Origin of the sequence: Pseudomonas sp. NyZ201 (genome assembly GCF_049860765.1) — a bacterium.
Lineage (GTDB): Bacteria > Pseudomonadota > Gammaproteobacteria > Pseudomonadales > Pseudomonadaceae > Aquipseudomonas > Aquipseudomonas bharatica.
This window is the reverse complement of record NZ_CP187557.1, coordinates 491,457-510,151: the sequence shown is the minus strand read 5'-3', so window position 1 is coordinate 510,151 and position 18,695 is coordinate 491,457. Positions and strand designations below refer to the sequence as shown.

Genomic DNA, 18,695 nt, shown 5'->3' with positions numbered 1-18,695 from the left:
CGCTCCTCAGTTGTTTTGCAGGCTGGGCGGCAGGCAGACCCCGGTGCCACCGATGCCGCAGTAGCCGTCGGGGTTCTTCGCCAGGTACTGCTGGTGATAGGCCTCGGCGAAGTACACGGTCGGCGCCTGGTCGATCTCGGTGGTGATCTCGCCGAAGCCGGCCTTGTGCAGCTCCGCCTGGTACTGGTCGCGGCTGGCCCTGGCTTGCTCCAGTTGCTCCGGCGAGGTGCAGTAGATCACCGAGCGGTACTGGGTGCCGATGTCGTTGCCCTGGCGCATGCCCTGGGTCGGGTTGTGCAGCTCCCAGAACATCGCCAGCAGCTCGCGGTAGCTGACCTTGTCCTTGTCGAACACCACCAGCACCACTTCGGTGTGGCCGGTCAGGCCGGAGCAGACTTCTTCGTAGGTCGGATTCGGGGTGAAACCGCCGGCATAGCCGACCACGGTGCTGATCACGCCTTCACGCTGCCAGAAGCGTCGCTCCGCGCCCCAGAAGCAGCCCAGGCCGAAGATGGCGAAGTCCACCGCGCCTTCGAAGAACGGGCCGAGCAGCGGCGTGTCCTTGAACACGAAGTGTTTTTCCGGCAGTGCCATCGGGGTTTCGCGGCCAGGCAGGGCCTGTTCAGCGGTTGGCAGGACGTTTTTATTCACGAGGATTTCCGAACGCAAGACCATGAACCCATTCCTCTCGTCAGGTAGGCGGGCAGCGCCACGGCGCGGCCCTTATCGGGATAGACCGGTAGTGTGCCCGAGTGTTTCGCCGCTGTCAGGCGCTCGGGCCACGGGGATAGCGGCGCAGCTTGTCGACCAGTTCGTCGCCGGGGATCGGCCGGTCGAACAGGTAGCCCTGGCCGACATCGCAGCGGTGCCTGCGCAGGAACGCCAGTTGCTCCGCCGTCTCGATGCCCTCGGCGACCACCTTGAGCTTGAGGTTGTGGGCCATGGCCACCACCGCCGAGGTGATCTCCATGTCGTCCTGGCTGTCGGGGATGTCGTTGATGAAGCTGCGGTCGATCTTGATGATGTCGATGGGGAATTTCTTCAGGTAGCTCAACGACGAATAGCCGGTGCCGAAGTCGTCCATGGCCAGGGTCAGGCCGAGCTGCTTGAGCTGGTCCAGTTGGCGCCGGGTATCCTCGGTCGCCTCCAGCAGCAGGCCCTCGGTCAGTTCCAGCTCCAGCAGGTGCGGCGGCAGCGCTTCTTCCTGGAGGATATTGGCGATGGACGCGACCAGGTCCGGATCGGAGAACTGCTTGGGCGACAGGTTGATCGCCACCTGCAGGTTGCCCATGCCTTCGGCCGCCAGCTCCTGGCTCATGCGACAGGCCTGGCGCGCCACCCACTTGCCGATGGGGATGATCAGGCCGGTTTCCTCGGCCACGCTGATAAACTGGTCCGGCCGGATCATGCCCTTCTCCGGGTGGTTCCAGCGCAGCAGGGCTTCCAGGCCGAGCAAGCGCCCGGTTCGCAGGCACAGCTTGGGTTGGTAGAACACCTGCAACTCGTTCTGCGCCAGGGCGCGGCGCAGGTTGTTCTCGACGAACAGCTTATAGCTCGCCTCGGCATTCATTGCCTCGGTGAACACCTGGACCTGATGCTTGCCGCTGGCCTTGGCCTTGTGCAGGGCGAGGCCGGCGTTTTTCATCAGGGTCTGCGGGTCGCTGCCATGCAGCGGCGCGCAGGCAAGGCCCACGGAGCCGGTAACGTTGATCAGCTGGTTATCGACGAACATCGGCTTGTCGAGGGTATTGAGCAGTTGCTGGGCAATCTGCTGGCCGCTCTCCAGGTCGGTGTTGTTCAGCAGCACGGCGAACTCGTTACTGGCGAAGCGCGCCAGGCTGCCGCCCGGGTTGAGGCTGTTGCGCAAGCGTCGGGCCAGGCTGACCAGCAGCTTGTCGCCGGTCTGGTGGCCGAGGCTGTCGTTGATCCGCTTGAAGTTGTCGATATCCACCAGCAGCAGGCAGATCGGCGTATCGCTGTCGCGGGCGAAGCGCTCGTCGAGGTTGCGGATGAAGGCCGGACGGTTGCCCAGGCCGGTCAGGTTGTCGGTGTAGGCCAGGCGCTCGATGCGCTGCTGGGCCAGCTTGCTCTGGGTGATGTCCTCGTAGATGCCGATGTAGTGGGTCAGTTCGCGATTATCGCCATACACCTTGGAAATCGACAGTTGCCCCCAGTACGGTTCGAGGTTCTTGCGGCGGCTCTTGAATTCGCCCTGCCAGCTGTTGCCCATCGCCAGGCTGGACTCGTCGGACAGCAGTTCGCTGAGGTTCTCCAGCGCCGACAGCTCGGACAGCCGGTGCCCCTGGACCTCTTCCGAGCTGTATTGGGTGATCGCGGTGAAGCTCGGGTTGACGTACTCCACCACACCGTCGCGATTGACCAGCAGGAAGGCGTTGGCGCTCTGCTCCACCGCACGCTGGAACAGGTGCAGGGCGCTGGTCGCGGCACGGCGGTTGTGGTTGTTGATGACCTGGGCGAACTGGTCGGCCAGCTCGCCGGCAAAGGCGATCTCGTCGCTTTGCCAGGCCCGCGGGCTGCCGCCGTGCTCCAGGCAGAGCACGCCGACCACCTGGCCGTCGATACGGATGCTGGCGTCGAGCATGGCGATCACATCGCGCGGGCGCAGGCTCTCGGTGATATCCCGGGTGCGCGGGTCATGGCTGGCGTTGTGCGCGTCGATGGCGCGGCTGGTGTGCAGGGCTTCCAGGTAGTCCGGAAACAGGCCGGCATCGATCGGCTCGGGCGTCCGGTACTCGCGGGTCTCGCGGTAGAACGCGGAGATCGGCTCCAGGCGCTGGCCTTCCAGGTACCACAGGCTGGCGCATTCGATGTTGTAGATCTCGCAGGCGCTGCGGGTGATCAGCTCGGCGGCTTCCTGGAGGGAGTTGCCGGCACTGTAGCGATGCCGCGCCAGGTGCAGGATCAGTTCCTGCTGGGCACGCACCCGCTCCAGGTGCTCGAGTTGTTCCTGCTGTGCCTGCTGGTTGAGCTTGAGGGCGATCTGCAAGCGATTGTTGCGGGTTTCCAGAACATCGGCGCTCAGCTCCGGGCTGATGCCATCCTGCTCGTCGAGCACCAGCAGGTAGCCGCGCAGCAACTGGCGATTGTGCTGCTTGTAGGCTTCGCCCAGTTCCAGCAGCGACAGCGGACCACTGCTGGTGTGCAGGGTATAGCGGCTGACGTAATGGCTGCTGTTGGCCAGTTGCGCCTGGATGCTGTCATGCAGTTTGTAGCGGGCCTCGGGCTCCATCAGGCTGGCGTAGGGCGAGCCGACCAGGGCGCAGAGTTCAACCGCCGGCAGACCGAATTGACGTTCGCAACCCGGATCGAGATAGAGCATTGCCCAGCTCGCTTCGTTCAGCCGCTCGAAGCGCAACATGCCGAGCCGCGAAGGCACCGGCAACTGCGTCACTACCTCGGCCGCCGGACGGCTGGCGGCATCGGTTTGGCTCTTCATGGAAAGCTCGCTCGAATAAGACTGATGGCACGGGCGTTGGCACTTTGCTATGCACGTTCGGGCAAGGTTGCATCATGCGCCGGAGGCTGACAAGCACCAAGCTTGGCGCGTGTTTGATCTATGTCGGCCTCGCGGGGGATTTCTTCAATCAAGAAGCCGTAATACGGACCCTGTGGGAGCGGGTTTACCCGCGATTACGATGGTGAATCCACTACTGCAATCGCGGGTGAACCCGCTCCCACAGGGTGCGCGTACAGGCTTTCCAGCAGGCAAAAAAAAGCCCCGCCAAACGACGGGGTTGAGGTACGAGCGTGGCAGCTCGAAAGGGTTGCAGGCCTGCGTCCCCCGGCAGGGAAACACAGGCCGAACAGCAGTTACAGCAGCAAGGTGCGGATGTCGCCCAGCACGTCGCCCAGACGCTTGGTGAAGCGGGCGGCGGCGGCGCCGTTGATCACGCGGTGATCGTAGGACAGCGACAGCGGCAGCATCAGCTTCGGCTGGAAGGCCTTGCCGTCCCAGACCGGCTGGATGGTGGCCTTGGAAACACCGAGGATCGCCACTTCCGGCGCGTTGACGATCGGCGTGAAGCCGGTACCGCCAATGTGGCCGAGGCTGGAGATGGTGAAGCAGGCACCTTGCATCTCGTCGGCCGAGAGCTTCTTGGTCCGGGCTTTTTCAGCCAGGGCCGCGGCTTCGGCAGCGAGTTGCAGCAGGCTCTTCTGGTCGACGTTCTTGATTACCGGTACCAGCAGGCCATCCGGGGTGTCCACGGCAAAGCCGATGTGCACGTACTTCTTGCGGATGATGGCCTTGCCGCTCGGGGCCAGCGAACTGTTGAAGTCCGGCAGTTCCTTGAGCAGGTGGGCACAGGCTTTCAGCAGCAGCGGCAGCACGGTCAGCTTGACGCCGGCTTTCTCGGCGACGGCTTTCTGCGCTACGCGGAAGGCTTCCAGCTCGGTGATGTCGGCCGAATCGAACTGGGTCACGTGTGGCACGTTCAGCCAGCTGCGGTGCAGGTTGGCAGCACCGACCTGCATCAGGCGGGTCAGGGCCACTTCTTCCACTTCACCGAACTTGCTGAAGTCGACGGCCGGGATCGGCGGAATGCCGGCGCCGCCGGTAGCGCCGCCAGCGGCAGGCGCTTCCTTGGCCTTCTGCATCATCGCCTTGACGTACACCTGCACGTCTTCCTTCAGTACACGACCATGCGGACCGGTCGGCGATACGGCGCTCAGTTCGACGCCGAATTCGCGAGCCAGTTGGCGCACGGCAGGGCCGGCATGGACTTTCGCACCGCTCGGCGCCGGCGCAGCGGCCGGAGCGGCAGCGGCTGGGGCCGAAGCTGCGGCAGCAGGTGCCGGGGCAGCAGCAGGCGCGGCAGCCGGAGCCGGTGCAGCAGCGGCAGGCGCTGGAGCAGCAGCAGGCGCGCTGCCGGCGACCTTCAGTTTCAGGATCAGGTCACCGGTGCCGACTTCGTCGTCCAGCTTGGCGATCACGGCTTCGACCACGCCAGCGGCTGGCGACGGGATCTCCATGGAGGCCTTGTCGGACTCCAGGGTGATCAGCGACTGGTCGGCTTCGACGGTGTCGCCGACCTTGACCAGCACTTCGATGATCTTGGCCTTGCCCGACGAGCCGATGTCCGGCACGTGGATGTCCTGGACGGCAGCAGCAGCCGAAGCGGCTGGCGCCGCGGCCGGAGCAGGTGCAGCCTCGGCCGGTGCAGCAGCAGGCGCGGCAGCGGCAGGTGCAGCGGCCGGAGCCTCGGGGGCCGCGGCAGCGGCACCCTCGACTTCCAGTTCCAGCAGTTCGTCGCCTTCCTTCAGGCGGTCGCCCAGCTTCACTTTCAGCGCCTTGATCACACCGGCCTTGGGTGCCGGGATCTCCATGGAGGCCTTGTCGGACTCCAGGGTCAGCAGGCTCTGGTCCGCTTCGATACGGTCACCGACCTTGACGAACAGCTCGATGATTTCACCTTCACCGCTGCCGATGTCAGGTACGCGAATGAGTTCGCTCACTTAAAAATACTCCTCAGCAGTCCAGTGGGTTGCGCTTGTCCGGGTCGATGCCGAACTTGACGATGGCGTCGGCCACCACCTTAGGTTCGATCTCGCCGCGGTCAGCCAGGGCTTCCAGGGCAGCCAGCACGACGAAGTGACGGTCGACTTCGAAGAAGTGACGCAGCTTCTTGCGGCTGTCGCTGCGACCGAAGCCATCGGTACCCAGGACCTTGAACTCTTTGCTCGGCACCCACTGGCGAATCTGCTCGGCGAACAGCTTCATGTAGTCGGTGGAGGCGATGACCGGGCCCTTGCGGCCAGCCAGGCACTCTTCGACGTAGGTGACCTGAGGCTTCTGGCCCGGCTTCAGGCGGTTGCTGCGCTCCACGGCCAGGCCGTCGCGACGCAGTTCGTTGAAGCTGGTGACGGACCAGACGTCGGCGCCGACGTTGTACTCGTCGCGCAGGATCTTCGCCGCTTCGCGGACTTCGCGCAGGATGGTGCCCGAGCCCAGCAGCTGGACGTGGTGCGCCGCGTCGCGGGTGTCTTCTTCGAGCAGGTACATGCCCTTGATGATGCCTTCCTCGACGCCGGCCGGCATGGCTGGCTGGGTGTAGGCTTCGTTCATCACGGTGATGTAGTAGAAGACGTCCTGTTGCTCTTCGGTCATCTTCTTCATGCCGTCCTGGATGATCACCGCCAGCTCGTAGCCGTAGGTCGGATCATAGGTGCGGCAGTTCGGGATGGTGCCGGCAAGCATGTGGCTGTGACCGTCTTCGTGCTGCAGGCCTTCACCGTTCAGGGTGGTACGGCCGGCGGTACCGCCGATCAGGAAGCCGCGGGTACGGCTGTCGCCGGCCGCCCAGGCCAGGTCGCCGATACGCTGGAAGCCGAACATCGAGTAGAAGATGTAGAACGGCAGCATCGGCTGGTTGTGGTTCGAGTACGAGGTACCGGCCGCGATGAACGACGACATGGCGCCGGCTTCGTTGATGCCTTCCTCGAGGATCTGGCCCTTCTTGTCCTCGCGGTAGAACATCACCTGGTCCTTGTCGACCGGCTCGTAGAGCTGGCCCACGGACGAGTAGATGCCCAGTTGGCGGAACATGCCTTCCATACCGAAGGTACGGGCTTCGTCCGGGATGATCGGGACGATGCGCTGGCCGATTTCCTTGTCCTTGACCAGTTGCGCGAGAATCCGCACGAAGGCCATGGTGGTGGAGATTTCACGGTCGCCCGAACCGTCCAGGATCGCCTTCAGGGTTTCCAGCGGAGGCGTCGGGATGCTGAACGACTTGCTGCGGCGCTGCGGTACGAAACCGCCCAGTGCGGCGCGGCGCTCGGCCAGGTAGCGAGCTTCGGCGCTGCCTTCTTCAGGCTTGAAGAACGGCAGGTTTTCCAGCTCTTCGTCCTTGACCGGGATGTCGAAGCGGTCGCGGAAGTGACGCAGGCTCTCGACATCGACCTTCTTGGTGTTGTGCGCGGTGTTCTTGGCTTCGCCAGCACCGGTACCGTAGCCCTTGATGGTCTTGGCCAGGATGACGGTCGGCTGCTCTTTGTGGTTGACCGCCTGGTGGTAGGCCGCATAGACCTTGTACGGGTCGTGGCCGCCACGGTTGAGCTTCCAGATCTCGTCGTCGGACAGGTCGGCGACCATGGCCTTGAGTTCTGGGGTATTGAAGAAGTGCTCACGGACGAACGCGCCGTCCTTGGCCTTGTAGTTCTGGTACTCGCCGTCGATGACTTCGTCCATGCGGCGCTGCAGGATACCGTCGGTGTCCTTGGCCAGCAGCGGATCCCAGAAGCGGCCCCAGACCACCTTGTTGACGTTCCAGCCACCGCCACGGAACACGCCTTCGAGTTCCTGGATGATCTTGCCGTTGCCGCGAACCGGGCCGTCGAGGCGCTGCAGGTTGCAGTTGATGACGAAGATCAGGTTGTCCAGCTTCTCGCGGCCGGCCAGGGCGATCGCGCCCAGGGATTCCGGCTCGTCGCACTCGCCGTCGCCCATGAAGCACCAGACTTTCTGCTTGCCGGCAGGGATGTAGCCGCGGGCTTCCAGGTACTTCATGAAGCGCGCCTGGTAGATCGCCTGGATCGGGCCCAGACCCATGGAAACGGTCGGGAACTGCCAGAAGTCAGGCATCAGCCATGGGTGCGGGTAGGACGACAGGCCGTTGCCATCGACTTCCTGGCGGAAGTTGTTCATCTGCTCTTCGCTGATGCGGCCTTCCATGAAGGCACGGGCGTACACGCCTGGAGAAGCGTGGCCCTGGAAGAAGATCAGGTCGCCGCCATGCTCCTCGGTAGGAGCCTGGAAGAAGTAGTTGAAGCCGATGTCGTACAGCGTGGCGCTGGAGGCGAACGAGGAGATGTGACCACCCAGGTCCGAGTCCTTCAGGTTGGTGCGCATGACCATCGCCAGGGCGTTCCAGCGAACCAGCGAGCGAATGCGGCGTTCCATGAACAGGTCGCCAGGCATGCGTGCTTCGTGGGTTACCGGAATGGTGTTGCGATACGGCGTGGTGATTGCGTATGGCAGCTGCGAGCCACTACGGGTGGCCAGCTCGCCCATACGGGTCATCAGGTAGTGAGCGCGGTCTTCGCCTTCTTTGTCGAGGACCGACTCCAGGGCGTCCAGCCATTCCTGGGTTTCGACGGGATCGAGGTCTTGCATGGCTTGCTCCAGGGCGGAAAGGCTTCCAGAATCGGTTGCCTGAAGTTTGCGACTGGCCTTTTGGGCAGACGACATGAATTCTTGGATTACCGAGGGTGGTCTCGGCGGCGTGTAGTTTTACTACAAATCGATCCGCCTTTACACGCCTTCGACTGAAAAAAGCAGTAGTAAAACTACATCAAACCCATCCGAGCCTTGCTAACGGCTTGTGGGAAAAAACGATACCGGTGATTCGAAACCGGTCGACAAAAGGCTCGTCGCGATGGTTTCTGCCAAGAAAAACGCAAATGCCGCTATTTTCAACTTTTGTACGACAGTCCAGCCCGGGCCGCGCCCTGGCGCTGTAGCCACCACCTGCTTTTTCCCGCCGATCAAGGATAGACCATGAGCCTGCCTTCGCTGGTCGCACTGCCAGATACCCTCCAACACCTGACCGGCAGCAATGAACAGTCGCTGCGCAGCGCCGTGGCCGCTGTCGATGGCCTGAGCCTCGACGCTTGGACCGCCGAGCGCTGGGCCGCGTTCGCCCGGGTCGCCGCCGCCAGCGAATTCGTTCTCGAACAGAGCCTGCGCGACCCGGCCATGCTCCTATCGCTGGCCGAAAGCGGTGAGCTGGAGCGGCGTTTCGCGCCGGGCGAGCTGTGCGCGCAACTGGCCGCCGCCGCCCAGGCCGCGACCACCGAGGACGAACTGGCGCGCAACCTGCGCCGCCAGCGCACCCGGCACCAGGTACGGATCATCTGGCGCGACCTGACCCGCCAGGCCGACCTGGTGGAAACCTGCCGCGACCTCTCGGACATGGCCGACGCCGCCATCGACCAGGCCTATCAATGGCTCTACCCGCGCCACTGCCAGCAATTCGGCACGCCGATCGGCAACCGCAGCGGCCAGCCGCAACAGATGGTGGTGCTGGGCATGGGCAAGCTCGGCGCAGTGGAGTTGAACCTGTCGTCGGACATCGACCTGATCTTCGCCTTCCCCGAAGGCGGCGAGACCGAAGGCGTGAAGCGCTCGCTGGATAACCAGGAGTTCTTCAACCGTCTCGGCCAGCGCCTGATCAAGGCCCTCGACCCGATCACCGTCGACGGCTTCGTCTTCCGCGTCGACATGCGCCTGCGCCCCTATGGCTCGGCCGGCGCCCTGACCCTGAGCTTCAATGCCCTGGAACAGTACTACCAGGACCAGGGCCGCGACTGGGAACGCTACGCCATGATCAAGGCCCGGGTCGTCGCCGGCGACCAGGTGGCCGGCAGCCAGTTGCTGGAAATGCTGCGGCCCTTCGTTTACCGCCGCTACCTGGACTTCTCGGCGATCGAAGCGCTGCGCACCATGAAGCAGCTGATCCAGCAGGAGGTCCGGCGCAAGGGCATGTCCGGGAACATCAAGCTCGGTGCCGGGGGCATCCGCGAAGTGGAGTTCATCGCCCAGGCCTTCCAGCTGATCCACGGTGGCCGCGACCTGAGCCTGCAACAGCGCCCGTTGCTCAAGGTGCTGGCAACCCTCGAAGGCCAGGGCTACCTGCCCGCGCCGGTGGTCGAGGAACTGCGCGAGGGCTATATGTTCCTGCGCTACACCGAGCACGCGATCCAGGCCATCGCCGACCGCCAGACCCAGATGCTCCCCGACGGCGACCTCGACCGCGCGCGCATCGCCTTCATGCTCGGTTTCCCCGACTGGGACGCGTTCCATGACCGGCTGATGCATTGGCGCGCCCGTATCGACTGGCACTTCCGCCAGGTCATCGCCGACCCGGATGAGGACGAAGGCGAAGGCGAGGTAGTGGTCGGTGGCGAGTGGCTGCCGCTCTGGGAAGAAGCCCAGGACGAGGAAGCCGCCTGCCGCCAGCTGGAAGACGCCGGCTTCCGCGATGCACCGCGGGCCATCAAGCTGCTTGCCGGCCTGCGCTCCAGCCCGCAATTGCGCGCGATGCAGCGCCTCGGCCGGGAACGTCTCGATGCCTTTATCCCGCGCCTGCTGGCCCAGGCCGTGGAGCACGACGACCCCGACCTGGTGCTGGAGCGTGTCCTGCCCCTGGTCGAAGCCGTGGCCCGGCGTTCGGCCTACCTGGTGCTGCTCACCGAAAACCCCGGCGCCCTGCGCCGCCTGCTGACCCTGTGCGCGGCCAGCCCGTGGATCGCCGAACAGATCGCCCGCTTCCCGCTGCTGCTCGACGAACTCCTCAACGAAAGCCGCCTGTTCAGCCCGCCCCTGGCCCCTGAACTGGCTGCCGAGCTGCGCGAACGCCTGACCCGCATTCCCGAGGACGACCTCGAACAGCAGATGGAAGCCCTGCGTCACTTCAAGCTGGCCCACAGCCTGCGGGTCGCCGCGTCGGAAATCGCCGGCAGCCTGCCGCTGATGAAAGTCAGCGACTACCTGACCTGGCTTGCCGAGGCCATCCTCGACCAGGTCCTGGCACTGGCCTGGCGCCAGACCGTGGCCCGCCATGGCCGGCCCCAGCGCAGCGACGGCAGCCCGTGCGATCCGGGCTTCATCATCGTCGGCTACGGCAAGGTCGGCGGCATCGAGCTGGGCCATGGCTCGGACCTCGACCTGGTGTTCATCCACGACGGCGATCCGCAGGCCGAGACCGACGGCGCCAAGCCCATCGACAGCGCCCAGTTCTTTACCCGCCTGGGCCAGCGCATCATTCACCTGCTGACCACCCAGACCGCCTCCGGCCAGCTCTACGACGTGGACATGCGCCTGCGACCCTCCGGCGCATCCGGGCTGCTGGTCAGCTCGGTCGGCGCCTTCGAGCGCTACCAGCAGAACGAAGCCTGGACCTGGGAACACCAGGCCCTGGTCCGCGCCCGGGTGCTGGTGGGTTGCCCGCAGGTCGGCGCGGCCTTCGAGGGCGTGCGGGCCCGTGTCCTGGGCAAGGAGCGCGACCTGGCCGGCCTGCGCAGCGAGGTCAGCGAGATGCGCGCCAAGATGCGCGACAACCTCGGAACCAAATCCACCGCCGCCGGAACCGCCGCCAACGCCTACGACAGCGGCGTTCCCTTCGATATCAAGCAGGATGCCGGTGGTATCGTCGATATTGAATTTATGGTGCAATACGCCGCGCTCGCCTGGTCCCACAGCCATCCGGCGCTGCTGCGCTACACCGACAATATCCGCATCCTCGAAGGCCTCGAGGACGCCGGGCTGGTCCCGGCCAGCGATGCGGTGCTGCTGCGCGAGGTGTACAAGGCGTTCCGCTCCGCCGCTCACCGCCAGGCCTTGCAGAAACAGGCCGGGGTGATCGATGCCGGGCAGTTCGTCAACGAGCGCCAGCAGGTACGGCGGATCTGGAGCGAACTGGGGCTGAGCTGAAACGTGATCGGGACCCGGCGGCAGGAAGCCCGCCTACACTGAGCATCGTGGACGGTTGTCACCGAGCCTGAATATATAAAGAAGGGAGGCCAGTGCTGTTGCAAGACAGGCTGCAGCCTCCCTGATCGTTTCTGGATAAAGCATGAGAATTTTGATCATAGGGCCCAGTTGGGTGGGCGACATGGTAATGGCGCAGACGCTGTTCCAGGTCCTGAAGCAGCGTCACGCCGATTGCGTGATCGACGTGCTGGCGCCCGAATGGAGCCGGCCGATCCTCGAACGCATGCCGCAGGTTCGCCAGGCCTTGAGCTTCCCGCTCGGCCATGGCGTGCTCGACCTCGCCACCCGTCGGCGCATCGGCAAGTCGCTGGTCGGCCAGTACGACCAAGCGATCCTCCTGCCCAACTCGCTGAAGTCGGCACTGGTGCCGTTCTTCGCGAAAATCCCCAAGCGCACCGGCTGGCGTGGCGAATTCCGCTACGGCCTGCTCAACGACGTGCGTCGCCTGGATAAAGAGCGCTACCCTCTGATGATCGAGCGCTTCATGGCCCTCGCGTACCCGGCCGGCAGCGATCTGCCGCAGCCATATCCGCGCCCGGCCCTGCAGATCGAAGCCGCCAGCCGCGACGCCGCCCTGGCCAAGTTCGGCCTGGAGCTGGATCGCCCGGTGCTGGCCCTGTGCCCCGGCGCCGAGTTCGGCGAAGCGAAGAAATGGCCTGCCGAGCACTATGCCAAGGTCGCCGAGGCGAAAATCCGCGAAGGCTGGCAGGTCTGGCTGTTCGGTTCGAAGAACGACCACCCGGTCGGCGAGCAGATCCGCGAGCGCCTGATTCCGGGGTTCCGCGAAGAATCCGTGAACCTCGCCGGCGAAACCTCCCTGGCCGAGGCCATCGACCTGCTGTCCTGCGCCGACGCGGTGGTGTCCAACGACTCCGGCCTGATGCACGTCGCTGCTGCGCTGAACCGCCCGCTGGTGGCGGTGTACGGCTCCACCTCGCCGGGCTTCACCCCGCCCCTGGCCGACCAGGTGGAAGTGGTGCGCCTGGGCATCGAGTGCAGCCCGTGCTTCGACCGCACCTGCCGCTATGGCCATTACAACTGCCTGCGCCTGCTCGAACCGGGTGCGGTCAACGGCGCCCTGCAACGACTCGACGGCCCGGCGCTGGTCGATATCACCGAGGTCGATTAAGTGCGGGTTCTGCTGATCAAGACCTCATCCCTGGGCGATGTGATCCACGCCCTGCCGGCATTGACCGATGCGGCCCACGCCATCCCGGGCATCCGCTTCGACTGGGTGGTGGAAGAAGGCTTCGCCGAGATCCCGACCTGGCATCCGGCAGTGGACCAGGTGATTCCGGTGGCCATCCGCCGCTGGCGCAAGAACCTCTGGCAGACCTTCAAGAATGGCGAGTGGCGCCAGTTCAAGAAGCGCATCCGCGAGCAAAAGTACGACCTGGTGATCGACGCCCAGGGCCTGGTCAAGAGCGCCTGGCTGACCCGCTACGTGAAGAAGACGCCGATTGCCGGCCTCGACCGGTACTCGGCGCGCGAGGGTTTCTCCAGCCGCTTCTACGACCGCCGTCTGTCGGTTGCCAAGGGCCAGCACGCGGTGGAGCGCATCCGCCAGCTGTTCGCCCTGGCCCTGGGCTATGACATTCCCGAGGGCATCGGTAACTACGGCCTGGACCGCAGCCGCCTTGAAGAGGTCGGTGTCGCCCCTTATGTAGTGTTTCTCCACGGCACCACCTGGGACACCAAGCACTGGCCCGAGCTGTACTGGCGCCAGCTGGCCGAACGCCTGGGCCGGGCCGGCCTGCACGTGTGCCTGCCCTGGGGCAACCCGGTGGAAAAAGCCCGCGCCGAGCGCATCGCCCAGGGCCTGAAGAATGCCCGGGTGCTGCCCAAGCTGAACCTGGCCGGGGTGGCCCGGGTACTGGCGTCGGCCAAGGCCTGCGTCGCGGTGGATACCGGGCTGGGCCACCTGGCGGCAGCGCTGGACGTGCCGACCGTTTCCCTGTTCGGCCCGACCAACCCGGGCCTGACCGGAGCCTATGGCAAGTCCCAGGTGCATGTCGCCAGCGACTTCCCCTGCGCGCCCTGCCTGCGCAAGAAATGCAACTACAAGCCGAGCGTCGAGGACCTGCGCCGGTTCGATCTCAAACGTGAGTGGCCACTGTGCTTCACTCGCCTGAATCCCGAACGGGTAGCGCGCCAGCTGGGCGAGCTGCTGCGGGCCGAGGATGTTCGTTGATGCAACTGGCTTTCGTGCTCTACAAGTATTTCCCCTTCGGCGGCCTGCAGCGCGACTTCATGCGCATCGCCCTGGAGTGCCAGCGCCGCGGGCACCGGATTCGTGTCTACACCCTGATCTGGGAAGGCGACGTACCACCCGGCTTCGAGGTGCTGGTGGCGCCGGTCAAGGCGCTGTTCAACCACCGCCGCAATGAAAAGCTCAGCGCCTGGATGGCGGCGGACCTGGCCAAACGCCCGGTGGACCGCCTGATCGGTTTCAACAAGATGCCCGGCCTGGACGTCTACTACGCCGCCGACGGCTGCTTCGAAGACAAGGCCCAGACCCTGCGAGGCGGCCTGTACCGCCGCTGGGGCCGCTACCGGCACTTCGCCGAGTACGAGCGTGCGGTGTTCGATCGCGAGGCGAAAACCGAAATCCTGATGATTTCCGAAGTCCAGCAGCCGCTGTTCATCAAGCACTACGGCACCCAGGAGGAACGTTTTCACCTGCTGCCGCCGGGCATCTCCCAGGACCGCCGCGCCCCGGCCAATGCCGCCGAGATCCGCGCCGGGTTCCGTCGTGAGTTCAACCTGGGCGAGGACGACCTGCTGCTGGTGCAGATCGGTTCCGGCTTCAAGACCAAGGGCACCGACCGCAGCCTCAAGGCCCTGGCCGCCCTGCCCCCGGCCCTGCGCAAGCGCACGCGGCTGATGGTCATCGGCCAGGACGATCCCAAGGTCTTCCAGTTGCAGGCCACCACCCTCGGCCTCGGCGACCAGGTGCAGTTCCTCAAGGGACGCAGCGATATACCGCGTTTCCTGCTCGGCGCCGACCTGCTGATCCACCCGGCCTACAACGAAAACACCGGCACCGTGCTGCTCGAGGCGCTGGTCGCCGGGCTGCCGGTGCTGGTCACTGCGGTCTGCGGCTACGCCCATTACATCGCCGAGGCCGACAGCGGCCTGGTGCTGGACGAACCTTTCGAGCAGGAGCAGCTGAACAGCTACCTGCAGCGCATGCTCGAAGATCCCGCCGCCCGCGCCAGCTGGGGCCAGAACGGCCTGGCCTTCGCCGAAACCGCCGATCTGTACAGCATGCCGGAGCATGCCGCCGACGTGATCCTCGGTCAGGAGCGCTCATGAAACTGATACTCAAGGAGCCGTTCAAGCGGCTCTGGACCGGACGCGACCCCTTCGAGGCGGTCGAGGCCCTGCAGGGCGAGGTCTACCGCGAGCTGGAAGGCCGCCGCACGCTGCGCACCGAGGTCGCTGGCGAGGGCTTCTTCGTCAAGATCCACCGTGGCATCGGCTGGGGCGAGATCTTCAAGAACCTGTTCAGCGCCAAGCTGCCGGTGCTCGGTGCCGGCCAGGAATGGACCGCCATCCAGCGCCTGCATGAAGCCGGCGTGCCGACCATGACCGCCGTGGCCTTCGGCGAGCGCGGCAGCAACCCGGCGACCCAGCATTCGTTCATCGTCACCGAGGAGCTGGCACCGACCATCAGCCTGGAAGATTTCAGCATCGACTGGGTCAGGCAGCCGCCCGAGCCGCGCCTCAAGCGCGCACTGATCGCCGAGGTGGCGAAGATGACCGGCGGCATGCACCGCGCCGGGGTCAACCATCGCGACTGCTACATCTGCCACTTCCTCCTGCACACCGACCGCCCGGTGACGGCGGATGACTTCCGCCTGTCGGTCATCGACCTGCACCGCGCCCAGACCCGGGACAGGATCACCCGGCGCTGGCGCGACAAGGACCTGGCCGCCCTGTATTTCTCGGCGCTGGACATCGGCCTTACCCGGCGCGACAAGCTGCGCTTCCTGCGCGGTTACTTCCGGCAGCCGCTGCGCCAGGTCCTGGCCGAACAGGCGAGCCTGCTGCGCTGGCTGGACGGCAAGGCGCAAAAGCTCTATGAGCGCAAGCAACGGTATGGGGACGCGCTCTGATGGCGGGTTGGACACTGGAGCCGAAGTACGCGGCCCTGGCAGAGGATTTCGGCAGCATCGACGCGGTCTTCGCCCTCAAGGGCGAGCACCTGACCCGCGATCCGCTGAGCGAAGTGATCCGCGTCGAGCGTGACGGGGTCAACTACTACGTCAAACGCTACACCGGCGCCGGCAAGCATCTGCGCCGCTACCTGGGCAGGCCGCGGATCAAGGCCGAATGGCAGAACCTCAAGCAGTTCGCCAAATGGCAGATCCCCACCGCCGAAGTGGTTGCCTGCGGCCTGGAGCGCAACGGCCTGAGCTTTGGCCGCGGCGCCATGATCACCCGCGAGCTGCCGCGCACCGAAGACCTCTCGGCCCTGGCCGAGCGCAACGATGCGCGCCTGCGCGACCGCCAGTGGGTCGATCACCTGAGCCGCCAACTGGCCCGGCATACCCGGGTGATGCATGACCACCACTTCACCCACAACGACCTGAAGTGGCGCAACCTCCTGGTGGACGACGCCGGCACGCTATTCTTCATCGATTGCCCCACCGGCGACTTCTGGTGGGGCTTCATGCTGCGCTACCGCATCACCAAGGACCTGGCGTGCCTGGACAAAGTGGCCAAGTACCATCTTTCCGCCACCCAGCGCCTGCGCTTCTACCTGCAATACCGCCAGCGCGAGCGCCTGAACGCGTCGGACAAGAAGCGCATCCGCCACATCGTGAAGTTTTTCGAGGGACGTGAATGAGTGATTTTGTCGCCAGTGCCGACGTGGCGCTGCTCGAACGCCATGGCTTGAACGGCTTCGAGCAGCTCTGGGCGCTGCAACTGGACGCGGTGGACGAGCCCAACACCGGACGCGGTGGCTGGAGCAGCGTGTTCCGCCTGGAGCTGGAGGGCAAGGGGTTCTACCTCAAGCGCCAAAGCGACTACCTGACCCACACCCTGCACGCCCCCTTCGGCGAGCCGACCTTCGCCCGCGAATTCCGCAATATCAGCCGTTACCAGAAGCTGCATATCCCGGCCCTGCAGGCGGTGTACTACGGCGAGCGCAAGGTCGAGGGCCAGCGTCGTGCGATCCTGATGACCCGTGCCCTCGATGAATGGACCGACCTCGACCTGCTGCTCGGCCAGTGGCAGGAGCTGGACGATGGCCAGCGCCACGGCATCCTCCGCGCCTGCGGCCAGCTGGCGCGGACCCTGCACGCTGCCGGGCAGGTGCATGGCTGCTTCTATCCCAAGCACATCTTCCTGCGCGAACGCGGCGACGGCTGGAACGCGCAGCTGATCGACCTGGAAAAGACCCGCCCGCTGCTGTTCGGCCAGCGCGACCGGCTCAAGGACCTGGAACCGCTGCTGCGCCGCGCCCCGGTGTGGAGCGAGGCGCAGATCCGCCTGCTGCTCGCCGCGTACCTCGACCAGCCGGCGGACAGCTCGCTGGTGCAGGCCTGGCTGCAACGCTTGCTGCGCCGCCGCCGTCACAAGGAGACCCGCTGATGCGCCTGTCTGAACTCAAGGATGCCGGCCGTACCCCGCAACTGCCCCTGGGCATCACCCTGGCCGATGCTGCCGGCAGCGCCGAACTGCAACTGCTCAGCCTGCTGCGGGTGCTGCCGGGCCAGCGTTACGTCGGCGTGGGTGTCTGGCGCGGCAAGCCGGTGCTGGCCAAGCTGCTGGTCGGCAGCAATGCCGCCCGCCACTTCCAGCGCGAACTGGCCGGGGTGCGCCTGCTGGCGGACAACGGCGTGACCACCCCGCTGCTGCTCGCCGACGGCCTGGAAGAAGGCCAGGGCGGCTGGCTGCTGTTCGAATTCCTCGAAGGCTCGCGCAGCCTGGGCGATGCCTGGGCCGAGGTCAAGGGGCAGGCGCCGCTGAGCGACGCGCAGAGCCTGGTGCTCGGCGAAGCCCTGGCTGCCGTGGCGCAGTTGCATGCCAAGGGCCTGTGGCAGGACGACCTGCACCTGGACAACCTGCTGCGCCACAACGGCCAGCTGTTCATCATCGACGGTGGCGGCATCAAGGCCGAGACGCCGGGGCAGCCGCTGTCGCGCCAGCAGGTATTGCAGAACCTCGGCGTACTTTTCGCCCAGTTGCCCAAGCGCCTGGAGCCCTTCACCGAAGAGCTGCTGGTGCACTACCTGCTGGCCAACAGCGAGCACGCCCTGCCGCTGGAAGCATTGCAGAAACAGATCGACAAGGTGCGTCACTGGCGCATGAAGGACTACCTGGAAAAAGCCGGGCGCGACTGCACGCTGTTCGCGGTGGAGCGCGGGGCTTCCGGCCTGCAGGCCATCCTGCGCACGGAAGTGGCGGCGATGCTGCCGGTGCTGGAGCAGGCCGACGCGCTGATCGACCAGGGCCATCTGTACAAGACCGGTGGCGCCGCCAGCGTGGCACGAGTCGAGTTCCAGGGCCGGCCGCTGGTGATCAAGCGCTACAACATCAAGGATGCAGCCCACTGGTTCAAGCGCTTCTGGCGCCCGAGCCGGGCCTGGCATTCATGGATCGAAGGGCATCGCCTGGCGTTCCTCGGCTTCGCCACGCCAAAGCCGCTGGCGGTACTGGAAACCCGTACGCTGGGGCTGCGGGGCAAGGCGTACTTGGTGACGGAATGGCTCGAAGGGCCGGACCTGATGACTGCTTTCGCGCCCTATGTGGAAAGCGGCGAGGTGCCGGAGGAACAGCTGGCAGCGTTGCAGAACCTGCTCGCCCGGTTGATCCACGAGCGCATCAGCCATGGCGACCTCAAGGCCTACAACCTGTTCTGGCAGGACGGGCAATGGGCGATGATCGACCTGGACGCCATGAGCCAGCACGCGACGCAGATGAGCTTCGCCCCGGCCTTCGCCAAGGATCGGGCGCGGTTGCTGCGCAACTGGCCGGCGCAGAGTGCGCTGTACAAGCGGCTGGACGAGTGCCTGCCAACACTGACGGCCTGAAGGCCACCTCGGCCCCCTGTGGGAGCGGGTTCACCCGCGATTGCGATGGTGGGCCCACCGACGTCATCGCGGGTGAACCCGCTCCCACAGGGTCCGCGTACAGCCATACGAATGAAGAAGGGGCCTATCAAGGCCCCTTC

12 protein-coding genes are annotated in these 18,695 nt (G+C 65.4%); 8 read left to right on the top strand and 4 right to left on the bottom strand.

Going from position 1 to position 18,695, the window contains the following annotated elements; genetic code table 11:
• Positions 1-6: 6 nt before the first annotated feature.
• The 4 genes from msrA to aceE form a co-directional block, all read right to left on the bottom strand.
• A complete protein-coding gene (msrA, locus tag ACPFMA_RS02200) occupies positions 7-675 on the bottom strand; it encodes a peptide-methionine (S)-S-oxide reductase MsrA (RefSeq protein WP_064303682.1) in 669 nt (222 codons plus the stop codon).
• A 91-nt stretch (positions 676-766) separates the two neighbouring features.
• The gene (locus ACPFMA_RS02195; protein WP_064303683.1) at positions 767-3,457 is read right to left on the bottom strand and encodes a putative bifunctional diguanylate cyclase/phosphodiesterase; all 2,691 of its coding nucleotides are present in this window, start codon (positions 3,455-3,457) and stop codon (positions 767-769) included.
• A 374-nt stretch (positions 3,458-3,831) separates the two neighbouring features.
• Complete coding sequence (gene aceF, locus ACPFMA_RS02190) at positions 3,832-5,475, bottom strand: dihydrolipoyllysine-residue acetyltransferase (protein WP_425929609.1); 1,644 nt, start codon at positions 5,473-5,475, stop codon at positions 3,832-3,834.
• Between the two features lie 13 nt (positions 5,476-5,488).
• The gene (gene aceE / locus ACPFMA_RS02185; RefSeq protein ID WP_009404141.1) at positions 5,489-8,134 is read right to left on the bottom strand and encodes a pyruvate dehydrogenase (acetyl-transferring), homodimeric type; all 2,646 of its coding nucleotides are present in this window, start codon (positions 8,132-8,134) and stop codon (positions 5,489-5,491) included.
• A gap of 384 nt (positions 8,135-8,518) precedes the next feature.
• Between aceE and glnE the strand changes: the two genes are divergently transcribed.
• From glnE to ACPFMA_RS02145, 8 genes are all read left to right on the top strand, one after another.
• On the top strand, positions 8,519-11,452 hold the full coding sequence (glnE, locus tag ACPFMA_RS02180; RefSeq protein ID WP_425929608.1) for a bifunctional [glutamate--ammonia ligase]-adenylyl-L-tyrosine phosphorylase/[glutamate--ammonia-ligase] adenylyltransferase: 2,934 nt from the start codon (positions 8,519-8,521) through the stop codon (positions 11,450-11,452).
• A 142-nt stretch (positions 11,453-11,594) separates the two neighbouring features.
• A complete protein-coding gene (gene waaF / locus ACPFMA_RS02175) occupies positions 11,595-12,641 on the top strand; it encodes a lipopolysaccharide heptosyltransferase II (protein ID WP_420058649.1) in 1,047 nt (348 codons plus the stop codon).
• A complete protein-coding gene (gene waaC, locus ACPFMA_RS02170; protein ID WP_420058650.1) occupies positions 12,642-13,703 on the top strand; it encodes a lipopolysaccharide heptosyltransferase I in 1,062 nt (353 codons plus the stop codon). It begins immediately after the preceding gene.
• Complete coding sequence (locus tag ACPFMA_RS02165) at positions 13,703-14,827, top strand: glycosyltransferase family 4 protein (RefSeq protein ID WP_420058651.1); 1,125 nt, start codon at positions 13,703-13,705, stop codon at positions 14,825-14,827. The genes waaC and ACPFMA_RS02165 overlap by 1 nt, the downstream gene beginning before the upstream one ends.
• The gene (rfaP, locus tag ACPFMA_RS02160; RefSeq protein WP_064303689.1) at positions 14,824-15,630 is read left to right on the top strand and encodes a lipopolysaccharide core heptose(I) kinase RfaP; all 807 of its coding nucleotides are present in this window, start codon (positions 14,824-14,826) and stop codon (positions 15,628-15,630) included. The genes ACPFMA_RS02165 and rfaP overlap by 4 nt, the downstream gene beginning before the upstream one ends.
• On the top strand, positions 15,630-16,364 hold the full coding sequence (locus ACPFMA_RS02155; protein WP_064303690.1) for a lipopolysaccharide kinase InaA family protein: 735 nt from the start codon (positions 15,630-15,632) through the stop codon (positions 16,362-16,364). The genes rfaP and ACPFMA_RS02155 overlap by 1 nt, the downstream gene beginning before the upstream one ends.
• A complete protein-coding gene (locus ACPFMA_RS02150; RefSeq protein WP_420058653.1) occupies positions 16,361-17,113 on the top strand; it encodes a lipopolysaccharide kinase InaA family protein in 753 nt (250 codons plus the stop codon). Before ACPFMA_RS02155 ends, ACPFMA_RS02150 begins: the two co-directional genes overlap by 4 nt.
• Positions 17,113-18,555, top strand: coding sequence for a lipopolysaccharide kinase InaA family protein (locus tag ACPFMA_RS02145; RefSeq protein WP_425929607.1), 1,443 nt, complete (start codon positions 17,113-17,115; stop codon positions 18,553-18,555). The genes ACPFMA_RS02150 and ACPFMA_RS02145 overlap by 1 nt, the downstream gene beginning before the upstream one ends.
• Positions 18,556-18,695: the final 140 nt, after the last annotated feature.

Bases quoted from the DNA above. Each gene is read 5' to 3' on its own strand.
- msrA (WP_064303682.1), bottom strand. From the start codon at position 675: ATGGTCTTGCGTTCGGAAATCCTCGTGAATAAAAACGTCCTGCCAACC.
- ACPFMA_RS02195 (WP_064303683.1), bottom strand. From the start codon at position 3,457: ATGAAGAGCCAAACCGATGCCGCCAGCCGTCCGGCGGCCGAGGTAGTG.
- aceE (WP_009404141.1), bottom strand. From the start codon at position 8,134: ATGCAAGACCTCGATCCCGTCGAAACCCAGGAATGGCTGGACGCCCTG.
- glnE (WP_425929608.1), top strand. From the start codon at position 8,519: ATGAGCCTGCCTTCGCTGGTCGCACTGCCAGATACCCTCCAACACCTG.
- waaF (WP_420058649.1), top strand. From the start codon at position 11,595: ATGAGAATTTTGATCATAGGGCCCAGTTGGGTGGGCGACATGGTAATG.
- ACPFMA_RS02165 (WP_420058651.1), top strand. From the start codon at position 13,703: ATGCAACTGGCTTTCGTGCTCTACAAGTATTTCCCCTTCGGCGGCCTG.
- rfaP (WP_064303689.1), top strand. From the start codon at position 14,824: ATGAAACTGATACTCAAGGAGCCGTTCAAGCGGCTCTGGACCGGACGC.
- ACPFMA_RS02155 (WP_064303690.1), top strand. From the start codon at position 15,630: ATGGCGGGTTGGACACTGGAGCCGAAGTACGCGGCCCTGGCAGAGGAT.
- ACPFMA_RS02150 (WP_420058653.1), top strand. From the start codon at position 16,361: ATGAGTGATTTTGTCGCCAGTGCCGACGTGGCGCTGCTCGAACGCCAT.
- ACPFMA_RS02145 (WP_425929607.1), top strand. From the start codon at position 17,113: ATGCGCCTGTCTGAACTCAAGGATGCCGGCCGTACCCCGCAACTGCCC.